Below are 25,357 nucleotides of genomic sequence, written 5' to 3'. Positions count from 1 at the left end.
CCCATGGTCGCCGCGTGGCGGCCGGGCCAGACTTGGGGCGTGGAACACGTGGACCGGGCGGAGCTGGCCGCCTTCCTGCGGCGCTGGCGCGCCCGCATCCAGCCCATCGACGTCGGCCTGCCGGCCGGCGGGCGTCGCCGCACCCCGGGCCTGCGCCGCCAGGAGGTCGCGCAGCTCGCGGGCATGTCGGTGGAGTACTACATCAGGCTCGAACAAGGCCGGGGGCCGCGCCCGTCCCGGCAGATGATCGGGGCGATGAGCCGGGCCCTGCGGCTGTCCGAGGACGAGACCGCCCACTTCCACCACCTCGTCGGCGAGCCGCCGCTGCCCCCGAGCGCGCTGCCCCGTGACGTGCGGCCGGGCATCCTGCACCTGCTCGACCGGCTGGACGACACCCCGGCGATGGTCTGCAGCGCCGCCCGCGACGTGCTGGCCTGGAACGCCATGGCGGCCGCGCTGCTCGGCGACTTCTCCGCCCCGCCGCCCGGCGAGCGCAACCTGATCTGGCGCTTCTTCACCGACCCGGAGACCCGCGCCCGCCACGATCCCGCCGGGCAGGCCGTGTTCGCCCGCCGGGCCGTCGCCGACCTGCGCTCCGCCGCGGCCCGCTACCCCGCCGACAGCGGCGTGCGCCGCCTGGTCGACCGACTGCTCGCGGGCAGCGCCGAGTTCCGCGAACTGTGGGCCCGGCAGGACGTCGAGATGCGCCGCTCCACCCGCAAGCGCATCATCCACCCGGTGGTCGGCCCACTCGATCTCGACTGCGAGGCGCTGCACGACCCGCACCGGGACCAGTGGACGATCTTCTACACCGCCGCGCCCGGCACCCCCTCGCACTCGGCGCTGCGGCTGCTCAAGGTGGTCGGCAGCCAGGACCTCGCGGTCAGGGAGTGAGCGGGAGTGTCCCGGCGAGTGTCTGCGGATGAGCTGACGTCCCTCGCTGTGCCCGGGAATGCCACGAGCGTATATTGAACACGTTCAAACCTCGGGCTGGGGACACGCATGGACGTTGCGGCACGCATGGTGGTCACGTGGCTGGCGACCTGGGCGGCACTTTTGGCGCTGTTGCTCGCGCCGACGATGCTCCCGGACCGATGGCAGTACTACATCTATTCGCCGGCCAGCGTGGGGCTGTGGATGCTGTCCATGCTCGTCGGTCCGGTCCTGGCCTGTGCCACCAAGTGGCAGTGGATCCGCCATGGTGCGAGGAGGGCCGGAGGAGGCGGGGAGAGGGTCTGACGTCGAGCCCTGCCCCGCCTACCCGGCCGGATGGTGGCGCAGCGTGGCCGTGGCGATGCCGAGGAAGTCCCGTACGACGCCCGCGCAGTCGCCGTCCTGCGGCACTGCCAGGCAGGTTTCGACGGGTGGGAGGTCGGTGACCGGCAGATAGGCGAGGTCGGGGCGGGAGTACGAGCCCGCGACGCTCAGCGGGACGAGTGCGACGCCCTGCCCGGAGGCGATCAGCTCGAACTTCTCGTCCAGCGTGTACGTGCGCCGCGCCCGGGCGTCGAGGATCGGCTCACCGTCGAGATCGGCCGAGGTGAGGCTGCTACGGCCGGTCAGCGGATGCGTCACGGGCAGGCAGGCGACCTTGGTCTCGTGCCCGATGGGGACGGTGCGCAGCCCCGCGTCGTCGAAGGGGTGCCGCAGGTAGCCGACGTGCGCGCGCCCGTCGCGCAGCGGCGCGTCCCGCTCCCACCAGCGCAGCGGGAGGACGTCGATCCCGACCTCCGGGTGGTGCGCGGAGAACGCCCGGATCGCCTCCGACACGTGCAGACCGGGGGAGAAGGCGACCACCAGCCACCGCTCGCCCCGTGCGGCCTCCTGCACGCGCTGCAGGGCGGTGTCCACTGTCGCGGTGATCCGCTGCGCCTCCTCGTACAACTGTCGCCCGGCGGCAGTCAGTTCGACGCTGCGCGTGGTCCGGGTGAACAGTGCGCAGCCCAGCTCCCGCTCGAACGCGCGGATCTGTCGGCTCAGCACCGGCTGCGCGATGAACAACGCTTGTGCCGCGCGGCCGAATTGCCCGTGCTCGGCGACCGCGACGAAGTAGCGGAGCTTGCGCAGGTCCAGATCCATACCCGCACGGTATCAATGCGTCCGGAAGGGTATTGGACGTCTGGGCCAAGCCGCTCCGAGACTGGCGGCATGAACGACACCACCCGCAAGACCGCCCTGATCGTCGGGGCCTCCCGCACCCTGGGCCTCGGCCTCGCCGCCGAGTTCCTCCACCGCGGCTGGGACGTCATCGGCACGGTTCGCGGAACCGCGCGCACCGGCCTGCACGACCTGGCGGACGCCTCCGGCGGGAGGCTGACCGTCGAGTCACTGGAGATGACCGACCCGGAGCAGATCGCGGCCCTGCGCGACCGACTCGCCCACCGCACCCTGGACCTGCTCTTCGTCAACGCCGCCATCACCCGGGGCGACCTCCCGATCGGCGAGGTCCCTACGGACATGTTCACCGAGGTCATGGTGACCAACGCGCTCAGCCCGATGCGCGTGGTGGAGACCTTCGACCCGATGGTCCCGCCGACCGGGACCATCGGCGTGATGTCCTCCGACCAGGGCAGCATCACGCTCAACACGGACGGCGGGCAGGACCTGTACCGGGCCAGCAAGTCCGCGCTGAACCAGCTGATGCGCTGCTACGCGGCCCGCCACGTGGACGGCGCGCGGACGCTGCTGCTGATGGACCCGGGCTGGGTGCGCACGGACCTCGGCGGCTTCGAGGCCGAACTCAGCGTGGAGGAGAGCGTTCCCGGGGTGGCGGGGACGATCGAGCGGCACCGCGGAAAGCCCGGTCTCCACTTCGTCGACCACCTGGGGCAGGTCGTGCCCTGGTAATTCGTTTGCCGGGCCTGAGCGGTGCTGGCAGGGTCGGACGCCATGTCGCCCTCCCCCAAGATGCACGCCGACGAACTGGACATCGACGAGGCGCTCGTGCGGCGAATGGTGGCCGCGCAGTTCCCGCAATGGGCCGACCTGCCCGTGGAGTTGGTTGACTCCGCCGGGACCAGCAACGCGATGTACCGGCTCGGGGCGGACCTGGTGGTACGGATCCCGCGCATCCCGGGGGCGGCTGAGGACATCGGCAAGGAACACGCCTGGCTGCCCCGCCTGGCGCTCGGACTGCCGGTCGCGGTACCGGCACCGGTGGGCCTGGGCGAGCCGGCCGACGGCTGCCCGTGGCCGTGGTCGGTGCTTCGCTGGTTGGAGGGGGCCAATCCGGTGGCCGGGCGGGTGGCCGAACCGGCGCTGTTGTCAGCTGACTTGGCGTCCTTCGTGACCGCCATGTACCGGGTGGACCCGGTTGGCGGTCCGGCCTCCTACCGCAGTGAGACGCTGGCGGCGCGGGACGGCGCGGTCCGTCGGGCGCTTGCGGCGCTGACGGACGTGGTGGACACGGAGGCCGTAACTTCGCTCTGGGATCTGGCACTTCGAGCGCCCGATCACCCGGGCCCGCCGGTCTGGATCCACGCCGACCTCCAGCCCGGCAACCTGCTGGTCGACGGCGCGGGACGGTTGAGTGCCGTCATCGACTTCGGCTGTGTGGGCCTCGGCGACCCGGCCGTGGACCTGCTCCCGGTCTGGTACGTGCTTCCAGCGTCCGTACGTGATGCCTTCCGGACGGCGGTCGGCGCCGATGCCGCCGCCTGGGCACGGGGGAGGGGCTGGGCCCTGTCCGTCGCGCTGATGGAGCTGGACTACTACCGGGAGACCAACCTCCGGATGGCGCGCACCGCCCGGTACGTGATCGGCGAGCTGCTCGCCGCTCACGTCGGGGACGCCTGAGAGGACGCCCCTATGGGGAGACGACCTGCGCCGCCGTGAGGAGCCGCTTGGTCATGCCCAGACGCTCGTACACGGCGATGGCCGACGGATTGTCCGCGTGGACCATGAGGGCGGCACGCCCGTGCCGGCGCACCAGCGCCTCGATGAGGAAGCCGCAGACGGCCTGCGCCAGCCCACGCCCGCGGGCGGCAGGGTGGGTGCACACACCGGCCAGGAACCCGCAGTTGGCTGCCGACCAGACGTCGGCTGCCACGGCCAGGGGCTCCGGTCGGGCACCGCTCCCGGGGGAGTCGACGATTCCGGCCCAGCGGTGCACACCGCCGTCGTCCGGTTGTGCGAACGAGTCGGGGAAGAAGCGGTCGAACAGCGAGGCCGCCTCCTTCACCGTCACCTCGTCCAGCCACTCCACCCCGACGGCGGGGGAGTCGGGAACGGTCGAGGTCTCCATCCAGTAGAACTCGGGGATCGGCGACAGACCGGGGAGCGCGCCGATCAGCGTCTCGATCAAGGAGGCCTGGCCAACGGGGCGGTAGGACGGTCCGAGGTCGTCCAGCAGGTGCCGCACCAGGTGCGTGGCGTCATCGGCATCACCCTTCACAGCCAGCCGGTCCCGCCCGGAGAGATCGGGGCTCGCCACCGCGAGGGCCGTCCCGTGACGCCAGGCCCGCACTCCCGGGCCCAGCCGGCCGTCCTGCCGTCCCTGAGCCGCCCACAGGAGGTGCCCGTCTCCGGCCGCGGCTTCCTCGACGTCCCTGAGGCGTATGAGTTCTTCCATACGCCTTTACCTATCAACCGGCGTGATCATGCGCAGTGATCCAGCACTCACCGGGCCTCACATGAGGTCGGCTGGCAGTCGCCACTCCCAGGGGAAGAGGTCCGCCGCCCAGGCGGGCGAGGCGGCGGCGGTCGCGGGGGTGCGCAGGAAGGTGCGGTGGCGGAGCAGTTCGCGGCGTTCGGCGGGGGTGAGGAGGCGCTCGTCGGGGCCGAGGTTCCCGTAGTCGTCCGGGTCGAGGTCGGGGCGTCCATCGATCGGGGCGTCCTCGGCGATGTTGAGCAGGTCGCCGTCGGCGGTGCGGTAGTCGAGGCGGAAGTCAGTGCGCCATTGGGAGTTGTTGCCCCAGCCCTGGGAGAGGTCACGGGTGGGACGGTGGGCGCGGCGGTGCGTCCAGTAGAGCGGCCAGCGGTCGGCCACCCCGCGTTCCGCGTGCGCGATGCCTGCCCGGATCCGTACTCCGGCGCGGCTGAACAGCAGCTCGCCGAGCATCAGGCCGGGCCAGCGGACGTCGAGGATCTCGATGGGGGAGTCCGGGGCTTCGGCCTGCTCGACCTCGGTGATCTCGTGCAGAAAGGGGTCGAAGTGGGTGCTGTTCTCGAACGGGGTCATCCCGAGGGCGGTGAACAGGTGCAGGTACGGCGGAAGTTGGGGGTCGAGGAGGAGGTAGTCGCTGACGCGGCTGAGGGCGTAGAGCTCCTGGAGGAGGTCCCAGCCGTCGTCCTTGTCGGTCCACCAGTGGTTGCGGGGGGTGGCGGCGGCGTGGAGGCGCGCGCGGTAGTCGTCGGCGGAGGGCTGGGCGAGCCAGGGGGCGATGACGTCCTCGTACGGGCCGTCGGTGTCGAGTAGCGCCTCGTACAGCGCGCGAGCGTTCACCGGAGCGATCCTGGCAGGTTTTACCCTCCGGTCAACCAACTTCCGGTCCGGTCCGGATAGCGTCCCGGGTCATGAACGTGGTCAACGTGAACGAGCGCGCGGCCCAACTGCCCGATGCCTGGCGTTCCCAGGTGCTGGGTCTGGTCGGGACGGCGGCGGTGAAGGTGCTGCGGATGGACGGGCGGGAGTTGGAGGGGGAGGTGCACGGGACGGCCGAGGTGCTGTTCGTGGTCGATGGCCTCCTCGAACTGGATGTGGAGGGAGAGGAGTTGACGGTCACTGCTGGTGAGCTGTCCCGGGTGCCGGCGGGCGCGCGGCACGCCGTACGGGCGGGCAGTCGGGGGACGTTGCTCATCGTGGAGGTGCCCGAGGAGGTGTAGCGGGGGGGGGGGGGGGGAGGGGGGGGGGGGAGGGGGGGGGGGGGGGGGGGGGGGGGGGGGGGGGGGGAGAGGGGGGGGGGGGGGGGGGGGGGGGGGGGGCCCCCCCCCCCCCCCCCCCCCCGCGGCATGGACGGCCACCGGACGGCCGAGACGATCGTCCGATGCTGAGATGATCGCCGAATGCTCCCCTCGGACGCCCCGCCGCTGCCCAGCGCCGCGCCCCTCACCGCCGCCGCGGCCGCCCGATGGCGCGCCGCCCGGACCGCCTGGCGGCTGGACACCCGCTGGCTCGCGCTCGCCCCGGCCGCCTTCCTCGTCCTGGCCACGGCCGTGGAGCCGACCGACACCGGCGGCTGCAACGTCCAGGGCGTCTGCCAGGACACCTGGGGCTCCGCACTGGCGTTCTGGACAGTGCTGGCCGAGGTGGTCCTGCTGATCGCCAAGCCCCGGATCCGGGCGCTGGTCCCGCCGGCCGCCCTGGCCGTGCTCTGGTACGCCCCCGGCGGCCTGGTCTCCCCGCTCGGCCGCTGGTCGGCCGTCCTGATGAACCTGCTGCTCGCCGCCGTGCTGATCGGCGCCGAACTCGGCCGCCGCCGCGCCCGCCAGCAACTGGACGAACTGGCAGCCCCGCCCGTCCCCTTCCCGTGGACGGCCGCCGGGGCGCCCTCGCCCGGCCACCCCGAGGGCCCGCCGGTCGGCCGCCGCACCCTCGGCGGCCTGCTGCTCCTGGTCGCCCTCGCGCTCCCGCTGTACGGCCTCTGGGCGCAGGCCGGGCAGCGGGCCGCCGACCGGCAGGCCACCGGGGTGTACGGCACCGCCCTGTCGACCGACCGGGACGGCGTGCTGACCGTCCGCTTCCAGCCGCCCGGCGGCGGCCCGGAGCGCACCGCGGCCCTGGACGTCCGGTGGCAGCGGCAGCCGCAGCCCGGCGAGCCCGTCACGCTGCTGGTGAACGGCGACTCCGTGCGCGCCGCCGGCGACGACTACGACCTCTCCGGCGAGATGGCCTTCGGTGGCCTGAGCGCCCTGCTCGGCGTCCTGCTGCTCGGCTCGGCCGCCGCCGCGAACGCGCGCCGGGCCCGGCCCGCCTTCGAGGGCTCCGCGCCCGCGCTGGCCGTCCGGGTCCGCGCCGACGCCCGCGGCGACCTGCTGGTGCTGCCGCTGGACGGCCCGCCGGACGGACCCCCGCTCTGGCGCGTGGTCGAGCGCGACCGCTACCTGTGGTCCCCGTACGGCGAGGGCCCGGCCTGGGTGCCCGAGTCCATGAAGATCGAGGGCGAGGGCGAGTATCCCGACCCCGAGCCGCCGTTCGACGGGGCAGGGCCCTACGACCGGCCGACCCCCGCACAGGCCGTCGCCCGGCTGGCCCGGGCCCGCCGCAGCGTCCCCGCGGTGCTCTACCGCGGCCCGGACGGCCCGGACCGGCAGCTCCTGGTCCGCCCCGCATTGCTGGACGGCGACCCGCACTGGGTGGCCGCCGTGGTCGCCGCCGTCGCCCGGGTCCCGCGGCCGAACCACAAGGCCGAGTACGACCGCGAGCAGCAACTCGCCGTCGCCGAGCTCACCGCCGAGACGGTGGCCGCCGCCCCCGACCCCGGACCGGACGCCCGGCCGGTGGCCGCCCGCCGCTGGGAGATACCCGTGCCGCTGCGCGTACTGCCCGGGCCCGCGATGGCGCTGCTGCTCGCCGCCGCCGTGGTGTTCCTGAGCGGCGACGGCTGGTGGGAGGGGTTGGTGCGGCCGCTCTGGTTCGGCTCCTCGGCGATCCTCGCCTGCGGCCACGCGCTGTCCTGGCAGATCGTGGCCGACCGGGACGGTCTGCGGGTGGCCACCGCGCTGCGCGTCCGCCACTTCCGGTGGCAGCAGATCACCGCAGCCGCCGTGCACCGCCGGCGGCTGATCATCCGGCTGCGCGGCGGCGAGGACCTCTCCGTGGCCGGCTGGCCGATGTCCCGGCTGGCCCGCCACCTCGGCGAGCGGTACGACCCGGTGGAGCTGGCCCGGGTGGTCGCCACCGCCGCCCACCGCCCCGACCTGCGCCCCAAGCAGGTGCTGCCGGACCGGCTGGGTCGTCCGCAGCGCCTGGTGAACATCCTTTCGGTGGCCGGCTTCGCGCTGTTCACCGTCGTTCACTACTGGCTCTGAACCTGCCCCGAACCTGCACCGTTCCCACTCCGATTCGGGCCCGGGGAAACGGAGCGGTACGGTGGGCGTGATCACAGCGCCGGTACCGCCCTTCGGGGTACCCGAGGCCACCCAGACCGGGACAAGACGGAGACGCGTCGGCACCGGTACGGTTGGCCCCGATGAACACCAAGGCTGCTGAGGAGCTGCCGGCTGTTTCCGTGATCATGCCGGTGCTCAACGAGGAACGACACCTGCGCACGGCGGTTCGGCGCATCCTGGACCAGGAGTACCCCGGGCCGATGGAAGTGGTGATCGCCCTCGGCCCCTCCACCGACCGTACCGCCGAGATCGCGGCCGCGCTGGTGGCCGAGGATCCGCGGGTGCGCACGGTGGAGAACCCCACCGGCCGCACCCCAGCGGGGCTGAACGCCGCCATCCGGGGCTCGCAGCACCCGATAGTGGTGCGCGTGGACGGCCACGGCCTGCTCACCCCGGGCTACATCACCACGGCGGTCCGGCTGCTCGGTGAGATGGACGCGGCCAACGTCGGCGGCATCATGCACGCCGAGGGCGAGACCGAGTGGGAGCACGCGGTCGCGGCCGCGATGACCTCCAAGATCGGTGTCGGCAACGCGGCCTTCCACACCGGCGGCCTGGCCGGCCCGGCGGACACCGTCTACCTCGGGGTGTTCCGGCGGGAGGTGCTGGAGAAGCTCGGCGGCTACAACGAGGAGTTCATCCGCGCCCAGGACTGGGAGCTGAACTACCGGATCCGCCAGGACGGCGGGCTGGTCTGGTTCACCCCGCAGCTCAGGGTGACCTACCGACCCCGGCCGTCGGTCCGGGCGCTGGCCAAGCAGTACAAGGACTACGGCCGCTGGCGCCGGGTGGTCACCCGCTACCACCGCGGCTCGGTCAACCTGCGCTACCTCGCCCCGCCGTCCGCGCTGCTCGCGGTCGTGCTCGGGCTGGTGCTCGGAGCCGCCGTCCACCCGGCGTTCCTCGCGGTGCCCGGCGCCTACCTGCTGGGCATCCTGGGCGGCGCGGTGGTCGAGGGCCGCGGCCTGTCCCTCAAGGCCAAGGCGCTGCTGCCGGTGGCGCTCGCGACCATGCACCTCAGCTGGGGCTTCGGCTTCATCACCTCGCCCCGCTCACTGGCCCGCCGGGTGATAAGGAGCATCGGTCCGTCCTCGAAGGACGTGCTCTCCCGGGCGGGTTGAGGGCGGCGACCGCTACCGCCGGTACCCCCCCCGGGGGGGGGGCGGTTGAGGGCGGGCCGGGCGCGAGCCCGACCGCCGTCCTCACCGATGACGACGGAACCCCCGCCCCCTGCCGGCTACTTGGCGCAGGCGTCGGTGTCGTCCGCCTGCACCCGCTGGAGGTCCTCCGGCGCCTCCGTCGGCGCCTGGGCGGGGGCCGCGAGGACGTCCTTGCCGAGCACCAGTACCAGTGCGCCCTTCGGGCCCGCCTTCGGGTCCTGCCGTACGGCGTCCGCGGGCAGCCCGAGGGCTGCGGCCAGCGTGGCGGCCTCGGCCTCTCGGCCGGCCGGGTACGACACCGTGGTGGTCGCCGTGACCGCCGCGTCGGAGGCGACGGCGGCCTTGGCGAAGCCCTTGGCCTTCAGCTTCTCCACCGTCGGACCGGACTGCCCGCGCGTCCCGCTGCCGTTGCGCACCGTCACCCGGACGTCCTCGGCGTCCACCGCGGGCGCGGTGGAGGCCGGGGCGGCGGAAGAGGGGGCGGCCGGGGCCGGGGTCTCGGCGGCCGACGGGGTGGCCGTCCCGGTCAGCGAGCGGTCGCCCGCGATCATCGAGAACACCTGCCCGGCGTCGGGCTGCTTGAGGATCAGCCGGTCGTTGTCCTTGGGGTCGTCCAGGACCGGCACGGTGGTGAAGGTGATGTTCTTGGTGTCCACCTTGCTGATGTCCTGCGCCAGGTCCTTGAGCTTGTCGACGCTGCCGATGCCGGAGTCCACGGTGAGCGCCTTGGTGGCGGCGTCCGCGAGCTTGTAGAGCTTGGCGGGGCTGGTCAGGGTGCCGTCGCTCTTGATCTTGCGGATCATCGAGCTGATGAACTGCTGCTGGAGCGGGATCCGGGTGAGGTCGCCGCCGAAGCCGACCGCGTGCCGGGTGCGGACGAAGGCCAGTGCCTCCTCGCCCTGGACCGTGTGGCGGCCCTTGGACATCTTCAGGTGCGAGTCCTTGTCGTCGATGTCCTTGGCCGCGCAGACCTCCACGCCGCCGACGGCGGTGGACAGGGTCTTCACCGCCTCGAAGTCGACCTGCACGAAGTGGTCGACCCGGATCCCGGTCATCGTCTCGACGGTCTTCCAGGTGCAGCCCGCGTCGCGCCCGTCCTGGCCCAGGCTGGTGTTGAACATCTCCCGCGCCGAGCCGGGGATCTTCTTCCCCTGGTCGGTCCGGCACTCCGGGATCGGCACCATCAGGTCGCGCGGGATGCTGATCACGGTCGCGTTGGTGCGGTCCTTGGCGATGTGGAACAGCAGCGTCGTGTCGGCGTGCCCGGTGCTGCCCTCGTCGCCGTACTCGCGCCCGAGGCCCTGCCGACTGTCCGTGCCGATCACCAGGATGTTCAGCGCGTCCCCGGCGGCCCGGGGCCGCTCGGCCTCGTCGCCCAGCTGGACCTTGACCGAGGTCAGGTTGTCGTTGAAGTGCTGGTACAGGTAGTACGCCCCGCCGCAGCCCGCGACCATCACCAGCGCGCCGGTGCCGGCCGCCCACTTGAGTATTCGTCGGCGCCGGTTCCGCTTGGCCGCGGCCGCGGCCCGGCGCCTGGTCGTCCGTCGGCCCTCCCCGTTGCCCTGGCCGGTTTCCGGTATGTCCTGCTGCACGGGGCTCCCTACGTCCGGCCGGCCACGGGGGCTGCCCACTCGGGTAGCGGGCTGATCCGGACACACTAGACGAGCCGAACGGGGGAATCGTTCCTGGTATGACATCCGTCACGAAAGAGCAATGGAAGGGTAAAGCCCGCGTGGGGCGTCAGTGCTGCGCGCAGGAGTCCACGTCGGCCGACCGTCCCTCGAAGGTCGGTGGGGCGCTCGCCGAGGGTGACGCCGTCGCCTGGTCCGACCCCGCCGACCCCGCCCCGGCGGACGGGCTCGCCGCCGCCGTGGGCGCCGGGCCGGGCGGCCGGACCGCGATCGGCCGGTCGTCCCGCAGCTCGGTGAACAGCTGGGTGGTCTGCGGCTGCACGAACTCGTCCCGGTCCGAGTCGTAGCGGTACGGGCGGCGCGGCGCGGTCAGGAACACCACGTCCGGCGAGGGGATGCCGCGCAGGTCCTGGGTGAGGTCGTACAGCGCACCCAGCGACGACAGCTTGCCGTCCGCCTTGATCGAGGAGGTGGCCGCGTCCAGCACCGGCCACAGCTTCGCCGGGTTCAGCAGCACCCCCTGCGACTGCACCTTGCGGATCAGCGAGGCCAGGAACTGCTGCTGACGGCCCATCCGCTGGGTGTCGCTGCCGTCGCCCAGGCTCTCCCGGGCCCGGACGTAGCCGAGCGCCTGCTCGCCGTGCAGCACCTGCCGGCCGGCCGCCAGGTCCAGCTTGGCGTCCTTGTCGTGGATCGGCTGCGGCACGCACACGTCGACCCCGCCGATCGCGTCCACCATCGTCTTGAAGCCGTTGAAGTCGAGGATCAGGTAGTGGTCCATCCGGATGCCGCTGAGCTGCTCGACGGTCCGGATCGAACAGGCCGGGCCGCCCAGCTCGAAGGCCCAGTTGAACTGCATCAGCCCCGGCTTGCTCCGGGTGCTGTCCGGCTTCTCGCAGGCCGGGACGGTGACCATGACGTCACGCGGGATGGAGACCGCCGTCGCGCGCTTACGGTCGGCGGCCAGGTGCAGCAGGATCGTGGTGTCCGAACGCTGGGTGCCGGGCTCGCCGCCGTAGGAGGAGTTCGCGCCGGAGCGGTCGTCGCTGCCGATCAACAGGATGTTCTCGGCGCCGCCGGCCCCGGCCGTACGGCTCGGGCGTTCGGCCTCCAGCTCGGCCAGCAGCTTGTCGGTGACCGAGTCGGTGCGGATGTTGCCGTCCAGCTTGCGGTAGGCGATGTAGAGCAGTGCGCCGATGGCGACCACCAGGAACGCGACGACGCCGGCGGTGATCATCAGCCACCGCCGGCGCCTGCGCGGGCGTCCGGGTCCGCTCGGGGGAGTGTCCGTCGGGGGAACGTCATCGGTCGGGGGGTGCTCGGTGTCGTCCTCGGCCATGGCAGGGATCCCTACCCGCCGGGCCCTCGTCGGGGGTCAGCCGACGCGCAGTGTCACCCGTTCGGATTCGACCCGCTTCTCCCACTGCTCGGTGCTCAGGCCCTCGGAGTTGCGGCACAGCACCACCGAGGCGCCGGCCGCCAGCGGGGCCAGCAGACCGGCCTCCAGGCCCGCCCAGTCGTCGAAGGAGGACGTGGACAGGACGCGCGCGCCGGGTTCCAGACCGAGGCGCGCGGCCCCCTCCCGGGCCAGCGCGACGGTCTGCTCGCCGGTCAGCTTCAGCGGCAGCCCGTCCACCGAGGTCTCCAGCGACTGCCCCTCCGGGGGCACGGGGGAGTACGGCGCGAAGCGGTCGCCCTGGCCGGGCACCTCGGCGGCGTAGTCGAGGAAGCCGTCCGGGCGCTGCGGGAAGCGGCCGCCGAGCGGCCGCAGCGCGAGCGCGACGCGCTCGCCCTGGCACGCCTGGGCGGCCTCCAGGCCGTCCGGACCGCTCACCACCAGGTCGGCGGCGGCCGGGTCGCCGCCCGGCACCGCCGTCACCCCGACCGACCAGCAGGCCAGCAGCCAGACGGCGCTCTGCCAGTGGGCGGGCAGGAGCAGCGCGGCGCGGTCGCCCGGACCGGCGTTCAGCTCGTCCTGGAGGAGGTTGGCGGTCTTGGCGACCCAGTTGTCGAAAGTCCGGGCGGAGAGTTCCACCCGTTCACCGGTGGCGTCGTCGTAGAAGGTGACCAGCGGGGCCGCGGGATCGACCGAAGGGGTGCCGCCGCGCAGGTATGCGTGCAGCAGCTCGACGGGGGTGCGGGCATCGGCAGCGAATGGCGCAGTCATGGTGCGCCCCAGCCTACGGCCTTCGGGTGGGAGGCCGGGAGGGGCGGCCGAGCGGGCGCGAGGCGGCGTGGCGGGCCGCCCGGTTTACGGCGACGATCCCCTCTATGTGCCCCTCAATCAAGGCTGCGTGCTCCCCAACCCAGGCTGTGTGCCCCTCAAGCAGGGCTGTGAGCCCCTCGACCCGCGCAGTGCGCCGTTCGACAAGGGCCGCGCGTCGCGCCCTCCCGGCCGCTCTGCTCGCCGGATGCACTGCCGCCCTGCTGCTCCAACCCGCTCCCACCGCCACCGCCACGCCCCTTGCGCCCGCCGCCGAACGCCGTGACTTCCCCGGCGGCGGCACGACCGTCTCGCTCCCCCTGACCACCGGCCACCGGCTCGCGCCACGCGCCACCCGGCCGTTCGAACTCCTCGGCGTCGGCTGGGACGGCCCGGCGGCGGCGATGGCCGGCGCCACCGTCCGGGTCCGCACCCGGGACGCCGCCACCGGCCGCTGGAGCGACTGGCACACCCTGGAGGCCGACACCGAGGACGGCCCCGACCACGCCCCGCACGCCGCCACCGCCCCGCTGTGGACCGGCCGCAGCGACGGCGTCGCGGTCGAGGTCGTACCGGGCCCGGCCGGCCCGCCGCCCGGACTGCGGCTCGACCTGGTCGACCCGGGTGCCGGCACCGGCACCGACGCCGCGGCCGCCACCCGGACCCTGCCCGCCGCCCCCGCGGACGGCCGTCAGGCCCCGCGCCCGGCCATCGTCACCCGGGCCGGCTGGGGCGCCGACGAGTCGCTTCGCGACCCCGGCTTCGAGTACACCGGCCCGGTCCGCGAGGTCTTCGTCCACCACACCGCGACCGCCTCCGACTACGCCTGCTCCGACGCCCCCCGGGTGATCAGGTCGATCCACCAGTACCACGTCAAGACCAGCGGCTGGCGGGACATCGGTTACAACTTCCTGGTCGACCGCTGCGGCACCGTCTACGAGGGTCGCGCCGGCGGCGTCGACCAGCCCGTCCACGGCGCCCACACCCTCGGCTTCAACACCGACTCCGCCGGCGCCGCCGCCATCGGCACCTACGTCGGCGACACCCCGCCCCAACCCCTCCTCGACGGCCTCGCCGCCCTCGCCGCCTGGAAACTCGGCCTCACCGGCCAAGCCGCCGACGGCCACACCAAACTCACCTCCTCCTCCGACGCCAGCCGCTACCCCACGGGCACGGTGGTCGACTTCGCCACCATCTCCGGCCACCGCGACGCCTTCAACACCGAATGTCCCGGCGCCGCGCTCTACGCCCGGCTCCCGGCACTGCGGACGGCAGCGGCCGAGCTGCAGGCCCAGTAGGGCCGTCATCCACACCCCCCGACCTGTCACCCTCCCCGCGTATCGTTCATAGCCCCAAGGACCACAGGAGGCGACAGCAGTGACGGGCGGCGAGGCGGTACGGCGCTGGCGGCCGGGCTTCCCGCTCGACCCGGTCCGCACCCTGCTGCCCCTGCGCCGGGGCCCCGCCGACCCCTCCTACCGCACCACCGGCGACGGCGCCGTCTGGCGCGCCTCCCGCACCCCGGCCGGCGTCGGCACCCTCCGGGTGCGGCCCCACCCCGCCGAGGGCGAAGTCGAGGCGACCGCCTGGGGCCCCGGCGCGCAGTGGCTGCTGGACCGGTTGCCCGCGCTGCTCGGGGCGGAGGACCACCCGGAGGCGCTGGTGCTGCCGCCCGGCCCGCTGCGGGACGCCCAGCGCCGTACGGCGGGGGTGCGGATCACCCGCACCGGCCTGGTGATGGAGTCCCTCGTGCCGGCCATCCTGGAGCAGAAGGTCACCACCGACGAGGCCTACCGCGCCTGGCGCACCCTGCTGCGGGACTTCGGCACCCCGGCACCGGGCCCCGCCGAGGGCATGCGGGTGGCACCGTCGGCCCGCGACTGGGCGATGGTCCCGAGCTGGGAGTGGCACCGGGCCGGCGTCGACCCCAAGCGCTCGGCGACGGTGATGCGCGCCGTGCGGCTGGCCCCGCGCCTGGAGGAGGCCTCGGCGATGGGCCACGAGGAGGCCTTCGCCCGCCTTACGGCTGTACCGGGCATCGGAGTCTGGACGGCCGCCGAGACCCTCCAGCGCAGCAACGGCGACCCGGACGCGGTCTCGGTGGGTGACTTCCACCTCCCCAACCTGGTCGGCTGGGCCCTGGCCGGCCGCCCCCGCAGCGACGACGCCCAGATGCTCGCCCTCCTGGAGCCCTACCGCCCGCACCGCCACCGCGTCTGCCGCCTCCTCATGGCCGCCGGCGCCCGCGCCCCCCGCTACGGCCCGAGGCTCACCCCCAACGACCACCGCCACCGCTGAGCCGATCGGCCGCTACGCTGCCGCCATGGACGACGTTGTGAGCATCAGTGTCGCCCGGGCCGGTTTCACCGAGTTGGTCGCTCGGGCCGAGGCCGGTAAGCCCACCGTGATCACCCGCAACGGCGAGCGCGTCGCGGCGTTAGTGCCGATCGAACTGCTGGACGCGGCCGAGGACGCCGCCGACGAACTCCTCGCCCGCGAGGCACGCAAGCACCTTAACGCCCCGACTGTCAGCATGTCCGAGCTGCTGGCAGACCTGTTCCCACCGCCCTAGGCGCAGCCGCTACCGGACCTCGATGAAGACGTCCGCGCTGCGCTCCGCCCGCTCCCGCGGCGCCTCAGCCGGCCGGCCGACGGCGATGGCCCCCATCGGGTCCCACCCGTCCGGCAGGTCCAGCGCCGCCCGGACGGTGTCACGGCAGAACATGGTGGACGACACCCAAGCAGAGCCGTACCCCTCACCCGTGAGCGCGACCAGCAGGTTCTGCACGGCCGCGCCGGCGGCGACGGTGAACATCTCCCGCTCCGCCGTGGCCCGGCGCCGGTCGGGGTAGTGGTGGGAGCCGTCCATCACCAGGCAGGGCACCACCAGGTACGGCGCGTCGCGCAGGACGTTGCCGCGGGCGGTGCGGCGGGCGATCTTGGCGTCGTCCCAGCCGTCGAGTTCGCGCAGGTCGCGCTGCCAGGCCGCGAGCATCGCGTCCAGCAGCCGGACCCGGGTCTCGGCGGACTCCAGCAGGACGAACCGCCACGGCGTCGTGTGGTGCGGGGCGGGCGCGGTGACGGCGGCGGCGACGGCGCGGCGGACGGCGGCCGGGTCGACCGGGTCGGCGGTGAAGGAGCGGACGGTGCGCCGCAGGGTGACGGCCTGGCGCAGCGCCTCGGAAGTGCCGAGCCGGAACATGTCGTCGACGGCGGACCGCACCAGCGGCCGGGTGCCGGCGCCGTCCTCGTCGGTGACGAGGTGTCCGAGGCCGCGCACGACCGCGACCGGGACGCCGGTGGCCTTGCCCTTCACCAGGTCGGCGGCGGCGGCGAGTTCGTCGGCGGTGGCGGTGACGGTGAGGACCAGCTCGTTGCCGTGGCTGTCGGTGCGGCCCCGGTGGTCCTCCAGGACGGACAGTCCGGCGGCGCCGATCGCGACGTCGGTGAGCCCGTTGCGCCAGGGCCGTCCGAAGGTGTCGGTGACGAGGACGGCGAGCCGGCGGCCGGTGAGCCGCTGGAGCCGGGCCCGCAGCGCGCGCGCCGAGGCGTCCGGGTCCTCGGGGAGCAGCAGGACGGTGCCGGGGGCGGTGTTGGAGGCGTCGACCCCGGCGGCGGCCATGACGAAGCCGTTGCGGTTCTCGACGATCCGGGCCGGTCCGCGCCGGGCGACCACCCGGACGGTCTCGGCGTCGATCGCGGCCTCGCGGTCGGCGGCGTGCAGCAGTCGGCCCTCGGCCTTGCTGACGATCTTCGAGGTGACCAGCAGGATGTCGCCGTCCTGGTACGTCCCGGCCTTGGCGATCAGCCCGGCGAGGTCGGCGCCCGCGTCGACCTCGGGGATCCCCTCGACGCCCAGGATCTCCACGGTCACTTCCGCACCTGCTCCGCCAGTGTGAGCGCCGCCCGGGCCATCTCGGCGGTGGCCTCGACGTCGGTCATCAGCAGCGGGACGGCCCGGCAGGCGATCCCGGCGGCCTCGACGGTGGCGACGGCGTCCTCGTCCGCGGTGTCCACCAGCCAGCCGTCGATCAGCGCCGCGCCGTAGTTGAGCGCGACCGCCTCGGCGGTGGCCTCGACGCCGACGGCGGCGAGCACCTTGTCGGCCATGCCGCGCACGGGCGCCCCGCCGATGATCGGGGAGAGCCCGACCACCGGGGCCGGGGCGGCGGCGACGGCCTCCCGGATGCCGGGGACGGCCAGGATGGTGCCGATCGAGACGACCGGGTTGGACGGCGGGAAGAGGATGACGTCGGCCTCGGCGATGGCCTCCAGCACACCGGGCGCGGGCTTGGCGGTGTCCGCGCCGACCGGGATGATCGCCTCGGCGTCGACGGCGGCGTGCAGCTTGACCCAGTACTCCTGGAAGTGGATCGCCCGGGTGCCCTGCTCGTCGGTGATCCGCACATGGGTCTCGACCCGGTCGTCGCTCATCGGCAGCAGCCGCACGCCGGGCTTCCAGCGCACGCACAGCGCCTCGGTGACCTGGCTGAGGCTGTACCCGGCGGTGAGCATCTGGCTGCGGACGAGGTGGGTGGCGAAGTCCCGGTCGCCGAGCCCGAACCATTCGGGGCCGACGCCGTACTCCTTCATCTCGGCCTTGATCGACCAGGTCTCGTCGGTCCGGCCCCAGCCCTGTTCCTCGTTGATCCCGCCGCCGAGGGTGTACATCACGGTGTCGAGGTCGGGACAGACCTTGAGGCCGTAGAGGTGGATGTCGTCGCCGGTGTTGCCGATGACGGTGATCTCGTCCTGCGGTCCGACCGCCGCGAGGAGTCCGCGCAGGAAGCGCGCCCCGCCGATTCCGCCTGCCAGTGCCACGATGCGCATGGGGTCATCCTGCCACGGTCGGACTCTTCGTCAGTCCGCGCTCAATGGCTCTCGGCCTGCGCCCGCGGGTGCGGCTCCGGGTGCGGCTGGGGGTGCTGCTCGGGGACGGCGGGGGCAGCGCCGTACTGGTTCATCTCGGTCAGGCCCGGGGTGTAGAGGTGGATGGAGACGGCGGGTTCGAGCGCGCCGTTGACCACCTCGTGCAGGTAGCCGGAGGAGAACACCCGCTGGCCGCCGGGGCGCAGGGTGCGGGAGCTCTCGCCCGCATGAGTGAGGGAGCGCTCGATCAGCTCGCCCTGGACGACGGTCAGCACGCCGGAGGACTCGCCGTGGTCGTGGAAGCCGCTGCTCTGGCCGGGCAGCCAGCTGAGCAGCCAGACCTCGTAGCCGGGGCCGGTCTCCAGCCGGGAGTACCAGCGGGTGAGCGCGTCGTAGCGGACCAGCGGCTCCCAGCGGGCGCGGTCGGCGGCGATCTCGCGCACCAGCCGGGCGTACTCGGCGACGGTGCCGGGGTGTCCGGGCAGGTCGGTGCGGGCGAGGTGGGGGAAGGCGAGCGGGTCGCCGGCGATGGAGACGTCGCTGAGTCCGTCCGTCCAAGGACGCCCGTTCGTCGGACGGGGGGAGTGGGCGAGGCCCAGGCGGGCGAGCTTGTTGCGGTCGCGGTTCCGTTTGCGGATGCGGATGGTGCGCACGGGAGTCGTCCTCGGAGAGTCGGCTGGTTCGTCGGGATCAGCCGGATCCGGGATGTCCTGGGGCGGGAATCGCGGGCGGCCTCTGTGCTTCCTGAGGGCGGCGCGCGGTGGGACGCGGGCGCCTAGATACAGCAGGAACAGAGGCGACAACAAGAGTTCACGGCACGGCGGAGGGTGGAACCGCTCCGGAGGCTGGCGAACTCTGACATAGGGGCAAGGACACCGCATGCGCGGGGTCGGTGTCAAACCGAAGGATGCGGCATTCGAGTGGGTTAGGTCCGGATCTTTCCCTGATGGGGTGATTCATCACTCTCTATGTTTCGATGGGAAGATCGCCGGGAAGGGAGGCCGATGACCGGCCTGTGATGGTGACGGGGTGTCATTCCGCGAATGATTGGGGACGGTTCGATGCCGTCCGAGGCCTTCAGGCTGAAAGTCTGATGTGTCCGGATATGTACACTATTCGTAACGGTTTGGTGCCAGGGAGTGAATCCCGGCCTCAATACCAGAGCTCGGCTTGACTGGGCCAGAGTGACGCAACTGTAATTTCACTCGTGTCGTCGGCCGCACGAGGCAACGGCAACCACGGGGACGCCAAGTAGGGGCAGAGGAGGCGCGCCACATGAGCGAGCTCTTTGAGCTGTTGATCGGGGACGGCATCGCGGAGGACGAGGAGGAACTCGGTTGGCAGGAGCGCGCGTTGTGCGCCCAGACCGACCCGGAGTCCTTCTTCCCCGAGAAGGGCGGCTCAACCCGCGAGGCCAAGAAGGTCTGCCTCGCCTGCGAGGTCCGCTCGGAGTGCCTGGAGTACGCCCTCGCCAATGACGAGCGCTTCGGCATCTGGGGCGGCCTCTCCGAGCGCGAGCGCCGTCGGCTCAAGAAGAGCGCGGTCTGACCGGGGCGACCCCTGACCCCCGCTGACCCTCCGACAGCGACGGACAACCACAAAGCTGAACGAGCGCCTCACCGCGACGGTGGGGCGCTTTCGTGTTCCCGGGCAGTTCTTCCGGTGCCTCCGGGCCCCTCCTCCACCGCCTCCGTACCGGCACCGCGCACGAGGCCGCCATCCGGAGCCGTTAGTGTGGTGCGCCATCCGGTTGCCGTTCACCGGCTGTGTCCACCGAGAACTGGGGCCCGCGCACTCGATGACCGTCTACAGCCACCAGAGCGGCTTCACCGCTTCCAGGCCGCCCGCCTACCCGCGTCACCTGGTCACCGCGGTGATCGTCTCGCACGACGGCGCCCGCTGGCTGCCGCAGGCCCTCGCCGGCCTGCTCGGCCAGGACCGTCAGGTCCAGCGGATCCTCGCGGTCGACACCGGATCCACTGACGACTCCCCGCAACTGCTCGCGAAAGCCCTCGAGGACTTCGGCCTCGCCGACGGGATGCCCGAGAGCGGCCCGCTGGTCCTCGGCCGCCGGGTCGGCTTCGGCGCCGCCGTCGCCGAGGCCGTCTTCAACAGCCCGCCGCTGCGTCCGGAGGACCTCCCGTACCGGCTCGACCCGTCCGGCTACGACCCGGTCACCGGCGGCTGGGACGACTTCGGCGACCCGCTCGCCCAGGAGGACGACCTCGGCCGCGGCGGCCCGCGCGAGACCCAGCCGGTCGAGTGGCTCTGGCTGCTGCACGACGACTGCGAACCGCAGACCGACGCGTTGCGCCGCCTCCTCCAGGTCGCCGACTCCACCCCCAGCGCCGGCGTGGTCGGCCCCAAGCTGCGCAGCTGGTACGACCGCCGCCAGCTCCTTGAGGTCGGCGTGACGATCGCCCGCTCCGGGCGGCGCTGGACCGGCCTCGACCGCCGCGAGCAGGACCAGGGCCAGCACGACCAGGTCCGCCCGGTGCTCGCCGTCTCCAGCGCCGGCATGCTGGTGCGCCGGGACGTCTTCGAGGAGCTCGGCGGCTTCGACAAGGCCCTCCCGCTGATGCGGGACGACACCGACTTCTGCTGGCGGGTCAACGCCGCCGGCCACCGCGTGGTGATCGCCCCCGACGCCGTGCTGCGGCACGCCGAGGCGGCCAGCCGCGAGCGCCGCGCCATCGACTGCGGCTCCTCCCACCCGCACCGGGTGGACAAGGCCGGCTCCGTCTTCACCCTGCTCGCCAACTGCAAGGGCGCGCTCTTCCCGTACGTGCTGCTGCGCCTGGTGCTCGGCACCCTGCTGCGGGCCGTCACCAACCTGCTCGGCAAGGACCCGCGCCAGGCCGTCGACGAACTGGCCGGCCTCGGCCACGAGCTCATCCGCCTCCCGCGGGTGTTGGCCGCGCGCAAACGCCGCTCCCGGACCAGGGCGGCGGACGCCCTGGACGACCGCACGCTCTTCCCCGCCCCCGGCGCCACCGCCCGGCTGGCCGTCGAGGGCGTCATCAGTTCGCTCGGGATAGGGGGCAGTGACGACACCGGCAGTCGGCACGGCAGCGCCGAGGCCGGCGGCGACGAGGAGTCCGAGGACCTGGTCGTCGAGCAGTTCGCGCTGCTCAAGAAGCTGGCCCGGCGCCCCGCGCCGGTGCTGTTCGCCGCCCTGCTGGTGTTCGCCCTGGTCGCCTGCCGCAGCCTGCTCGGCGGCGGCGGACTGTTCGGCGGCGCGCTGCTGCCCGCCTCCGACGGCGCCGGTGGCCTCTGGTCGATGTACGCGGACGCCTGGCACCCGATCGGCACCGGCTCCACCGCCGCCGCGCCGCCGTACCTCGGCGTGCTCGCGGTGTTCTCCTGGCTGCTGTTCGGCCACGCCGACCTCGCGCTCACCGTGCTGGTCGTGCTCACCGTCCCGCTCTCCGCGGTCAGCGCCTACCTGGTGTCCCGGCCGCTGCTGGACTCCAAGCTGGTCCGCGCCTGGGCCAGCGCCACCTACGCGCTGCTGCCCGCCGCGACCGGCGCGCTCGCCCAGGGCCGGATCGGCACCGCCGTCCTCGCCGTGCTGCTGCCGCCGCTGGCCCGCGCCGCCGCGATCGCGGCCGGCCTCGGCATCCGTGAGGAGAGCGCCGCCAAGGGCGCCCGCCCCGGCTGGCGGCCGGTCTGGATGACCGTCCTGCTGCTCACCCTGACCACCGCCTTCGTCCCGCTGACCTGGGCGCTCGCGGTGCCGCTGTGCCTGGCCACGCTGGTCGTCGCGGTGCTGCGCGGCGGCGCCTTCGGCTCCGGCGGTACGGCGCTTCGACTGCTCGGCCTGCGCGTGCTGGTGATCCTCGCGGTGCCGGTCGCCGTGCTGGCCCCCTGGTCCCTGAAGGTGCTGTCGCACCCGCAGTGGCTGCTGCTGGAGGCCGGACTGCCCGGCCTGCACGGCGCCGGGGCGAGTGCGGCCGGCCTGCTGCTGGTCAACCCCGGCGGCGCCGGGGTGCCGCCGGTCTGGCTCTCCGCCGGTGTGGTGCTCGCCGCGCTCGCCGCGCTGCTGCGCGCCGACCGCCGCCGCGCGGTGCTCGCCGCTTGGGGCGCGGCCGGCGCCGGCCTGGTCTTCGCGGTCGCGGTGGCGGGCACCTCCGTCACCCCGGCCTCCGGCGGCCCGGCGGTGCCCGCCTGGGCCGGCCCGGCCACCCTGATCGCCGGGATCGCCCTGCTCGCCGCCGCCGCGATCGGCGCCGACGGCGCCAACGCCCGCGTCGCCGGGATCGCCTTCGGCTGGCGCCAGCCGGTGGCCGCCCTGGTGGTGGCCGCCGCCGTGCTGGCCCCGCTGGGCACCGGCCTGTGGTGGGCGCTGACCGGTGCCGGCGGCCCGCTGCACCGCAGCGACGCCGGCCAGGTGCCCGCCTTCATCGCCGAGGAGGCCGGCACCACCGACCGGTCCCGCACCCTCGTCGTCACCGGGGAGAAGGGCGCCGTCCGCTACACCGTGGTCCGCGGCGCCGGCCTGACGCTCGGCCAGGCCGAGTCCACCGTCGACCCGGCCACCGGCACCCAGGACGGTCTCGACAAGATGGTCGGCAGCCTGCTGGCCGGCTCCGGCGCCGACCAGGCGAACGCCCTGGCCGGCTACGGCATCGCCTACGTCCTCGTCCAGCGCCCGGTGATCGACGCCTTCAAGGACGTCCTGGACACCACCCCCGGCCTGGTCAAGGCCAACCAGGACGGCGACGCCGCGCTCTGGCAGGTCAACGGCGCCCCGGCGGTCCGCGCGCTGATCACCGCCCCGGGCGCCAACCCGGTGGTCGTCCCGGCCGGCGTGCGCGACCTCAGCACCACCGTCCCGGCCGGCCCGGACGGCCGGGTGCTGCGCCTGGCCGAGGCCGCCGCCCCCGAGTGGAAGGCCACCGTGGACGGCGCCGCCCTGGAGCCCGCCACGGTGGACGGCTGGGCGCAGGGCTTCAAGCTCCCGGCCGCCGGCGGCAAGCTGTCCGTCACCCGTGAGGGCAGCCTCGCCCACACCGGCTGGATCTGGGGCCAGGTGCTGCTCGGCCTGACCATCCTGGTGCTGGCCCTGCCCGGCCGCCGCAGCCACAAGGACGACGACCTGCCCGAGGAGGTGGTGGCCGCCGCCGCGCTGGCCGCCGCCGCCCAGGCGCAGGCCCCCGCCCCCGGCAGCCGCCGGGCCCGCCGGATGGCCGAGCGCGGCGAGGGCGCCGAGCCCGGCGCCGAGGAGCCCGGGGTGTACGAGGGCCGGCCGGGCGCGGTCCCGGCCCAGCCGGCCGGCGAGCCGGTGACCGAGGCGGTCGAGGCGGCCGCCGCCGTCCAGGAGGCCGAGCCGTACACCGACCCGTACCAGACGTACCAGCAGGCCGACCCGTACAGCTACGACCAGTACGCGGCCCAGCAGCCGGTGACCGCGCCGTACGGCGGCCAGGGCTACGACACCCAGGGGTACGACGGGCAGCAGGCCTACCCGCAGCAGGGCTACGAGCAGTACCAGCAGGGCCAGTACGGCTACGACCCGTACCAGCAGCAGCCCGAGCAGCACCAGCAGCCCTGGCTGCCGGGCCAGCAGCAGGGCGAGCCCTACTACGACCCGAACGACCCAGGCGGCCGGTACCCGCACCAGCACGGATCGGGGAGCTGACCCGCGATGAAGAAGCCCGCTTTCAGGAAGAAGTCCGGCGACCGGACCGAGGAGCCCTTCGAGCCCGCCGAGGCCTTCGAGCCGGCGCAGGCCGCCGAACCCGCCCGCGCCGAGGCGAAGGCCCCCGGCCGGTCCGCGGGGACGAAGACCACCCAGTCCCTGCTGGCCGCGGCCGTGGTGCTCGCGGCGGTGTTCGGGATCGCCCAGGTCCGCCAGCCGGCCGGCCCGGCCAAGGCGGACGGCGTCGCCCCGACCACCGCGCAGGTCGAGCGGACCGCGGAGGTCTGCCCGCAGCCGCTCCAGGGCCTGACCGGCTCGACCACGCTCACCGCCTACACCCCGCCCGGCACCGGCTCGGCCACCGGCGGCGCCGGCTGGCTCTCCGACCAGGCCGCCCCCGCCACCCCGCCGACCACCGCGCCCTCGACCGCCCCGACGGCGGGCGTCTCGGCGACCCCGGCGACCCCCGTCCCGAGCGGCTCGGGCGCCCCGGCGGCCCCGGCCCCGGACAAGAACGCCGCGCCGGCCGACGCCAAGCTGACCGTCACCAAGCCCGGCACCCCGGCCACCGGCCCGGCCACCAACGGCGACGCCGCGCCCGGCACCGGGGCCGTCGCCACCGGCGCGCTCGCCCCCGGCTTCACCGTCACCCAGACCACCGTGGTCACCGAGCAGCGCGGCCTGGGCCTGTCCGGCCTCACGTGCACCCCGGCCGGCACCGACTTCTGGTTCGCCGGGGCCAGTACGGCCGGCGACCGGGTCGACTACGTCAGCCTGGTCAACACCGAGTCGTCCGCCGCCGTGGTCGACATCAAGCTGTACGGCGACAAGGGCCTGATCGACAACGACGCCGCCAACGGCATCACCGTCGCCCCCGGCAGCTCGCAGTCGGTGCTGCTGTCCACCATCAGCAAGGGCGCCGTCACCGACCTCGCCGTGCACGTGGTGGCCCGCTCCGGGCGGCTCGGCGCAGCGCTGCACGCCGCCGACGGCAACAAGGGCGCCGACTGGATCCCCGCGTCGGCCGACCCGGCCGCCACCCAGGTGCTGCCCGGCCTGCCCGCCGACACCTCGGCGGCCCGCCTGGTGGTCTGGGCGCCGCCGGAGGACGACGCCGACCTGAAGATCCAGCTCTCCGGCAAGAACGGCTGGTTCACCCCGGCCGGCAACGAGTCGATCCACGTCAAGGCGGGCATGGTGGCCGCCGTCGACCTCGGCAAGATCACCCGCGACGAGGTCGCCGGGTTGCGGCTGTCGCCCAGCGACGACAAGCACCCCACCCCGATCGTGGCCGGCCTGCGGGTCGACCGTACGGGGAACAACGGCAAGAGTGACGCGGCCTGGCTCACCGGCAGCAACCCGATCGGCGCCCGGGCCACCGTCGCCGACAACCGGGCCGGCGCCTCCACGCTGTTCCTGACCTCCACCGGTGACGCCGCCACCGTCAAGGTCACCGGCTCGGCCGGCAGCGGCGGCGGCACCCCGGCGACCAAGGAGGTCCAGATCCCGGCCGGCGGCACGGTGGCCGTCCCGGCGCCCGAGCCCGCCGGTCTGAACGGCGTCTTCGCGCTCACCGTGGAGACCGAGTCCGGCGGTCCGGTGGTGGCCGCCCGGATGCTCGCCATCCCCACCAAGGACGTGCCGATGTTCACCGTCCAGGCACTGCGCGACGACCACAGCACCGTCAAGGTCCCGCAGGCCGCCCAGGACCCGGCCGTCGTCCTGCGCTGACCGCGCGGCGGGGGGGGGGGGGAAAGGGAGAGGGGGGGGGCACCGGCCGGTGTCTCCCCTTTCGGGGGGGGTG

General features: G+C 73.9%; 22 protein-coding genes. 13 read left to right on the top strand and 9 right to left on the bottom strand.

Annotation, left to right across the window (positions count from 1 at the left end; genetic code table 11):
• Nucleotides 1–39: 39 nt before the first annotated feature.
• Both ACFQ87_RS27840 and ACFQ87_RS27835 read left to right on the top strand, forming a co-directional pair.
• The gene (locus tag ACFQ87_RS27840) at nt 40–894 is read left to right on the top strand and encodes a helix-turn-helix transcriptional regulator (protein WP_380613576.1); all 855 of its coding nucleotides are present in this window, start codon (nt 40–42) and stop codon (nt 892–894) included.
• A gap of 108 nt (nt 895–1,002) precedes the next feature.
• Complete coding sequence (locus tag ACFQ87_RS27835; RefSeq protein ID WP_380613575.1) at nt 1,003–1,239, top strand: hypothetical protein; 237 nt, start codon at nt 1,003–1,005, stop codon at nt 1,237–1,239.
• Between the two features lie 18 nt (nt 1,240–1,257).
• Here the strand turns inward: ACFQ87_RS27835 and ACFQ87_RS27830 are convergent, their stop codons facing one another.
• A complete protein-coding gene (locus tag ACFQ87_RS27830) occupies nt 1,258–2,079 on the bottom strand; it encodes a LysR family transcriptional regulator (RefSeq protein ID WP_380613574.1) in 822 nt (273 codons plus the stop codon).
• A 69-nt stretch (nt 2,080–2,148) separates the two neighbouring features.
• On the opposite strand from ACFQ87_RS27830, the gene ACFQ87_RS27825 reads away from it, so the two are divergent.
• Both ACFQ87_RS27825 and ACFQ87_RS27820 read left to right on the top strand, forming a co-directional pair.
• A complete protein-coding gene (locus ACFQ87_RS27825; protein WP_380613573.1) occupies nt 2,149–2,847 on the top strand; it encodes an SDR family oxidoreductase in 699 nt (232 codons plus the stop codon).
• Nucleotides 2,848–2,889: 42 nt separating this feature from the next.
• Entirely contained in the window at nt 2,890–3,795 is a 906-nt protein-coding gene (locus ACFQ87_RS27820) for an aminoglycoside phosphotransferase family protein (RefSeq protein WP_380613572.1), read from the top strand.
• 10 nt (nt 3,796–3,805) lie between these two features.
• Here the strand turns inward: ACFQ87_RS27820 and ACFQ87_RS27815 are convergent, their stop codons facing one another.
• Nucleotides 3,806–4,570, bottom strand: coding sequence for a GNAT family N-acetyltransferase (locus ACFQ87_RS27815; RefSeq protein ID WP_380613571.1), 765 nt, complete (start codon nt 4,568–4,570; stop codon nt 3,806–3,808).
• Between the two features lie 57 nt (nt 4,571–4,627).
• The gene (locus tag ACFQ87_RS27810) at nt 4,628–5,443 is read right to left on the bottom strand and encodes a hypothetical protein (RefSeq protein WP_380613570.1); all 816 of its coding nucleotides are present in this window, start codon (nt 5,441–5,443) and stop codon (nt 4,628–4,630) included.
• 71 nt (nt 5,444–5,514) lie between these two features.
• Here ACFQ87_RS27810 and ACFQ87_RS27805 point away from each other — a divergent pair, with 71 nt between their 5' ends.
• The 3 genes from ACFQ87_RS27805 (at nt 5,515) to ACFQ87_RS27795 (ending at nt 9,170) form a co-directional block, all read left to right on the top strand.
• Nucleotides 5,515–5,823 carry a cupin domain-containing protein gene (locus tag ACFQ87_RS27805; protein WP_380613569.1) on the top strand — a complete coding sequence of 103 codons (309 nt, stop codon included), beginning with the start codon at nt 5,515–5,517 and terminating at the stop codon, nt 5,821–5,823.
• Between the two features lie 180 nt (nt 5,824–6,003).
• Entirely contained in the window at nt 6,004–7,968 is a 1,965-nt protein-coding gene (locus ACFQ87_RS27800) for a hypothetical protein (protein ID WP_380613568.1), read from the top strand.
• A gap of 161 nt (nt 7,969–8,129) precedes the next feature.
• The gene (locus tag ACFQ87_RS27795; protein WP_380613567.1) at nt 8,130–9,170 is read left to right on the top strand and encodes a glycosyltransferase family 2 protein; all 1,041 of its coding nucleotides are present in this window, start codon (nt 8,130–8,132) and stop codon (nt 9,168–9,170) included.
• Nucleotides 9,171–9,286: 116 nt separating this feature from the next.
• Here the strand turns inward: ACFQ87_RS27795 and ACFQ87_RS27790 are convergent, their stop codons facing one another.
• The 3 genes from ACFQ87_RS27790 to ACFQ87_RS27780 form a co-directional block, all read right to left on the bottom strand.
• Nucleotides 9,287–10,801: an LCP family protein gene (locus tag ACFQ87_RS27790; protein WP_380613566.1), complete on the bottom strand. Its 1,515-nt coding sequence runs from the start codon at nt 10,799–10,801 to the stop codon at nt 9,287–9,289.
• A gap of 148 nt (nt 10,802–10,949) precedes the next feature.
• Nucleotides 10,950–12,179 (bottom strand): LCP family protein, encoded by a 1,230-nt coding sequence (locus ACFQ87_RS27785; protein ID WP_380613565.1) that lies wholly within the window; start codon nt 12,177–12,179, stop codon nt 10,950–10,952.
• A 36-nt stretch (nt 12,180–12,215) separates the two neighbouring features.
• The gene (locus tag ACFQ87_RS27780; protein ID WP_380613564.1) at nt 12,216–13,007 is read right to left on the bottom strand and encodes a TIGR03089 family protein; all 792 of its coding nucleotides are present in this window, start codon (nt 13,005–13,007) and stop codon (nt 12,216–12,218) included.
• Between the two features lie 188 nt (nt 13,008–13,195).
• Here ACFQ87_RS27780 and ACFQ87_RS27775 point away from each other — a divergent pair, with 188 nt between their 5' ends.
• The 3 genes from ACFQ87_RS27775 to ACFQ87_RS27765 all read left to right on the top strand — a co-directional run bounded on the left by ACFQ87_RS27775 (nt 13,196) and on the right by ACFQ87_RS27765 (nt 15,615).
• On the top strand, nt 13,196–14,341 hold the full coding sequence (locus ACFQ87_RS27775) for a peptidoglycan recognition protein (RefSeq protein ID WP_380613563.1): 1,146 nt from the start codon (nt 13,196–13,198) through the stop codon (nt 14,339–14,341).
• Nucleotides 14,342–14,420: 79 nt separating this feature from the next.
• A complete protein-coding gene (locus tag ACFQ87_RS27770; protein ID WP_380613562.1) occupies nt 14,421–15,341 on the top strand; it encodes a DNA-3-methyladenine glycosylase family protein in 921 nt (306 codons plus the stop codon).
• A 25-nt stretch (nt 15,342–15,366) separates the two neighbouring features.
• Nucleotides 15,367–15,615: a type II toxin-antitoxin system Phd/YefM family antitoxin gene (locus ACFQ87_RS27765; protein WP_380613561.1), complete on the top strand. Its 249-nt coding sequence runs from the start codon at nt 15,367–15,369 to the stop codon at nt 15,613–15,615.
• A 9-nt stretch (nt 15,616–15,624) separates the two neighbouring features.
• On the opposite strand, the gene ACFQ87_RS27760 is transcribed toward ACFQ87_RS27765, so the two are convergent.
• The 3 genes from ACFQ87_RS27760 to ACFQ87_RS27750 are packed head-to-tail and all read right to left on the bottom strand — an operon-like array spanning nt 15,625 to nt 18,511.
• On the bottom strand, nt 15,625–16,917 hold the full coding sequence (locus ACFQ87_RS27760) for a coenzyme F420-0:L-glutamate ligase (protein ID WP_380613560.1): 1,293 nt from the start codon (nt 16,915–16,917) through the stop codon (nt 15,625–15,627).
• Entirely contained in the window at nt 16,914–17,873 is a 960-nt protein-coding gene (gene cofD, locus ACFQ87_RS27755) for a 2-phospho-L-lactate transferase (protein ID WP_380613559.1), read from the bottom strand. The genes ACFQ87_RS27760 and cofD overlap by 4 nt, the downstream gene beginning before the upstream one ends.
• A 41-nt stretch (nt 17,874–17,914) precedes the next feature.
• Nucleotides 17,915–18,511, bottom strand: a complete 597-nt coding sequence (locus ACFQ87_RS27750) for a cysteine dioxygenase (RefSeq protein WP_380613611.1) — start codon at nt 18,509–18,511, stop codon at nt 17,915–17,917.
• A 676-nt stretch (nt 18,512–19,187) separates the two neighbouring features.
• Here ACFQ87_RS27750 and ACFQ87_RS27745 point away from each other — a divergent pair.
• The 3 genes from ACFQ87_RS27745 to ACFQ87_RS27735 all read left to right on the top strand — a co-directional run bounded on the left by ACFQ87_RS27745 (nt 19,188) and on the right by ACFQ87_RS27735 (nt 25,284).
• On the top strand, nt 19,188–19,460 hold the full coding sequence (locus ACFQ87_RS27745) for a WhiB family transcriptional regulator (protein ID WP_030062195.1): 273 nt from the start codon (nt 19,188–19,190) through the stop codon (nt 19,458–19,460).
• Nucleotides 19,461–19,710: 250 nt separating this feature from the next.
• Nucleotides 19,711–23,553, top strand: coding sequence for a glycosyltransferase (locus ACFQ87_RS27740; RefSeq protein WP_380613558.1), 3,843 nt, complete (start codon nt 19,711–19,713; stop codon nt 23,551–23,553).
• A gap of 6 nt (nt 23,554–23,559) precedes the next feature.
• On the top strand, nt 23,560–25,284 hold the full coding sequence (locus tag ACFQ87_RS27735; protein WP_380613557.1) for a DUF5719 family protein: 1,725 nt from the start codon (nt 23,560–23,562) through the stop codon (nt 25,282–25,284).
• Nucleotides 25,285–25,357: the final 73 nt, after the last annotated feature.

Origin of the sequence: Kitasatospora sp. NPDC056531 (assembly GCF_042794375.1) — a bacterium.
GTDB lineage: Bacteria > Actinomycetota > Actinomycetes > Streptomycetales > Streptomycetaceae > Kitasatospora.
This window is presented reverse-complemented; position numbering and strand designations above follow the sequence as displayed.

Bases quoted from the DNA above. Each gene is read 5' to 3' on its own strand.
- ACFQ87_RS27765 (WP_380613561.1), top strand. From the start codon at position 15,367: ATGGACGACGTTGTGAGCATCAGTGTCGCCCGGGCCGGTTTCACCGAG.
- ACFQ87_RS27830 (WP_380613574.1), bottom strand. From the start codon at position 2,079: ATGGATCTGGACCTGCGCAAGCTCCGCTACTTCGTCGCGGTCGCCGAG.
- ACFQ87_RS27785 (WP_380613565.1), bottom strand. From the start codon at position 12,179: ATGGCCGAGGACGACACCGAGCACCCCCCGACCGATGACGTTCCCCCG.
- ACFQ87_RS27740 (WP_380613558.1), top strand. From the start codon at position 19,711: ATGACCGTCTACAGCCACCAGAGCGGCTTCACCGCTTCCAGGCCGCCC.
- ACFQ87_RS27805 (WP_380613569.1), top strand. From the start codon at position 5,515: ATGAACGTGGTCAACGTGAACGAGCGCGCGGCCCAACTGCCCGATGCC.
- ACFQ87_RS27795 (WP_380613567.1), top strand. From the start codon at position 8,130: ATGAACACCAAGGCTGCTGAGGAGCTGCCGGCTGTTTCCGTGATCATG.
- cofD (WP_380613559.1), bottom strand. From the start codon at position 17,873: ATGCGCATCGTGGCACTGGCAGGCGGAATCGGCGGGGCGCGCTTCCTG.
- ACFQ87_RS27780 (WP_380613564.1), bottom strand. From the start codon at position 13,007: ATGACTGCGCCATTCGCTGCCGATGCCCGCACCCCCGTCGAGCTGCTG.
- ACFQ87_RS27735 (WP_380613557.1), top strand. From the start codon at position 23,560: ATGAAGAAGCCCGCTTTCAGGAAGAAGTCCGGCGACCGGACCGAGGAG.
- ACFQ87_RS27745 (WP_030062195.1), top strand. From the start codon at position 19,188: ATGAGCGAGCTCTTTGAGCTGTTGATCGGGGACGGCATCGCGGAGGAC.
- ACFQ87_RS27835 (WP_380613575.1), top strand. From the start codon at position 1,003: ATGGACGTTGCGGCACGCATGGTGGTCACGTGGCTGGCGACCTGGGCG.
- ACFQ87_RS27820 (WP_380613572.1), top strand. From the start codon at position 2,890: ATGTCGCCCTCCCCCAAGATGCACGCCGACGAACTGGACATCGACGAG.
- ACFQ87_RS27815 (WP_380613571.1), bottom strand. From the start codon at position 4,570: ATGGAAGAACTCATACGCCTCAGGGACGTCGAGGAAGCCGCGGCCGGA.
- ACFQ87_RS27800 (WP_380613568.1), top strand. From the start codon at position 6,004: ATGCTCCCCTCGGACGCCCCGCCGCTGCCCAGCGCCGCGCCCCTCACC.
- ACFQ87_RS27825 (WP_380613573.1), top strand. From the start codon at position 2,149: ATGAACGACACCACCCGCAAGACCGCCCTGATCGTCGGGGCCTCCCGC.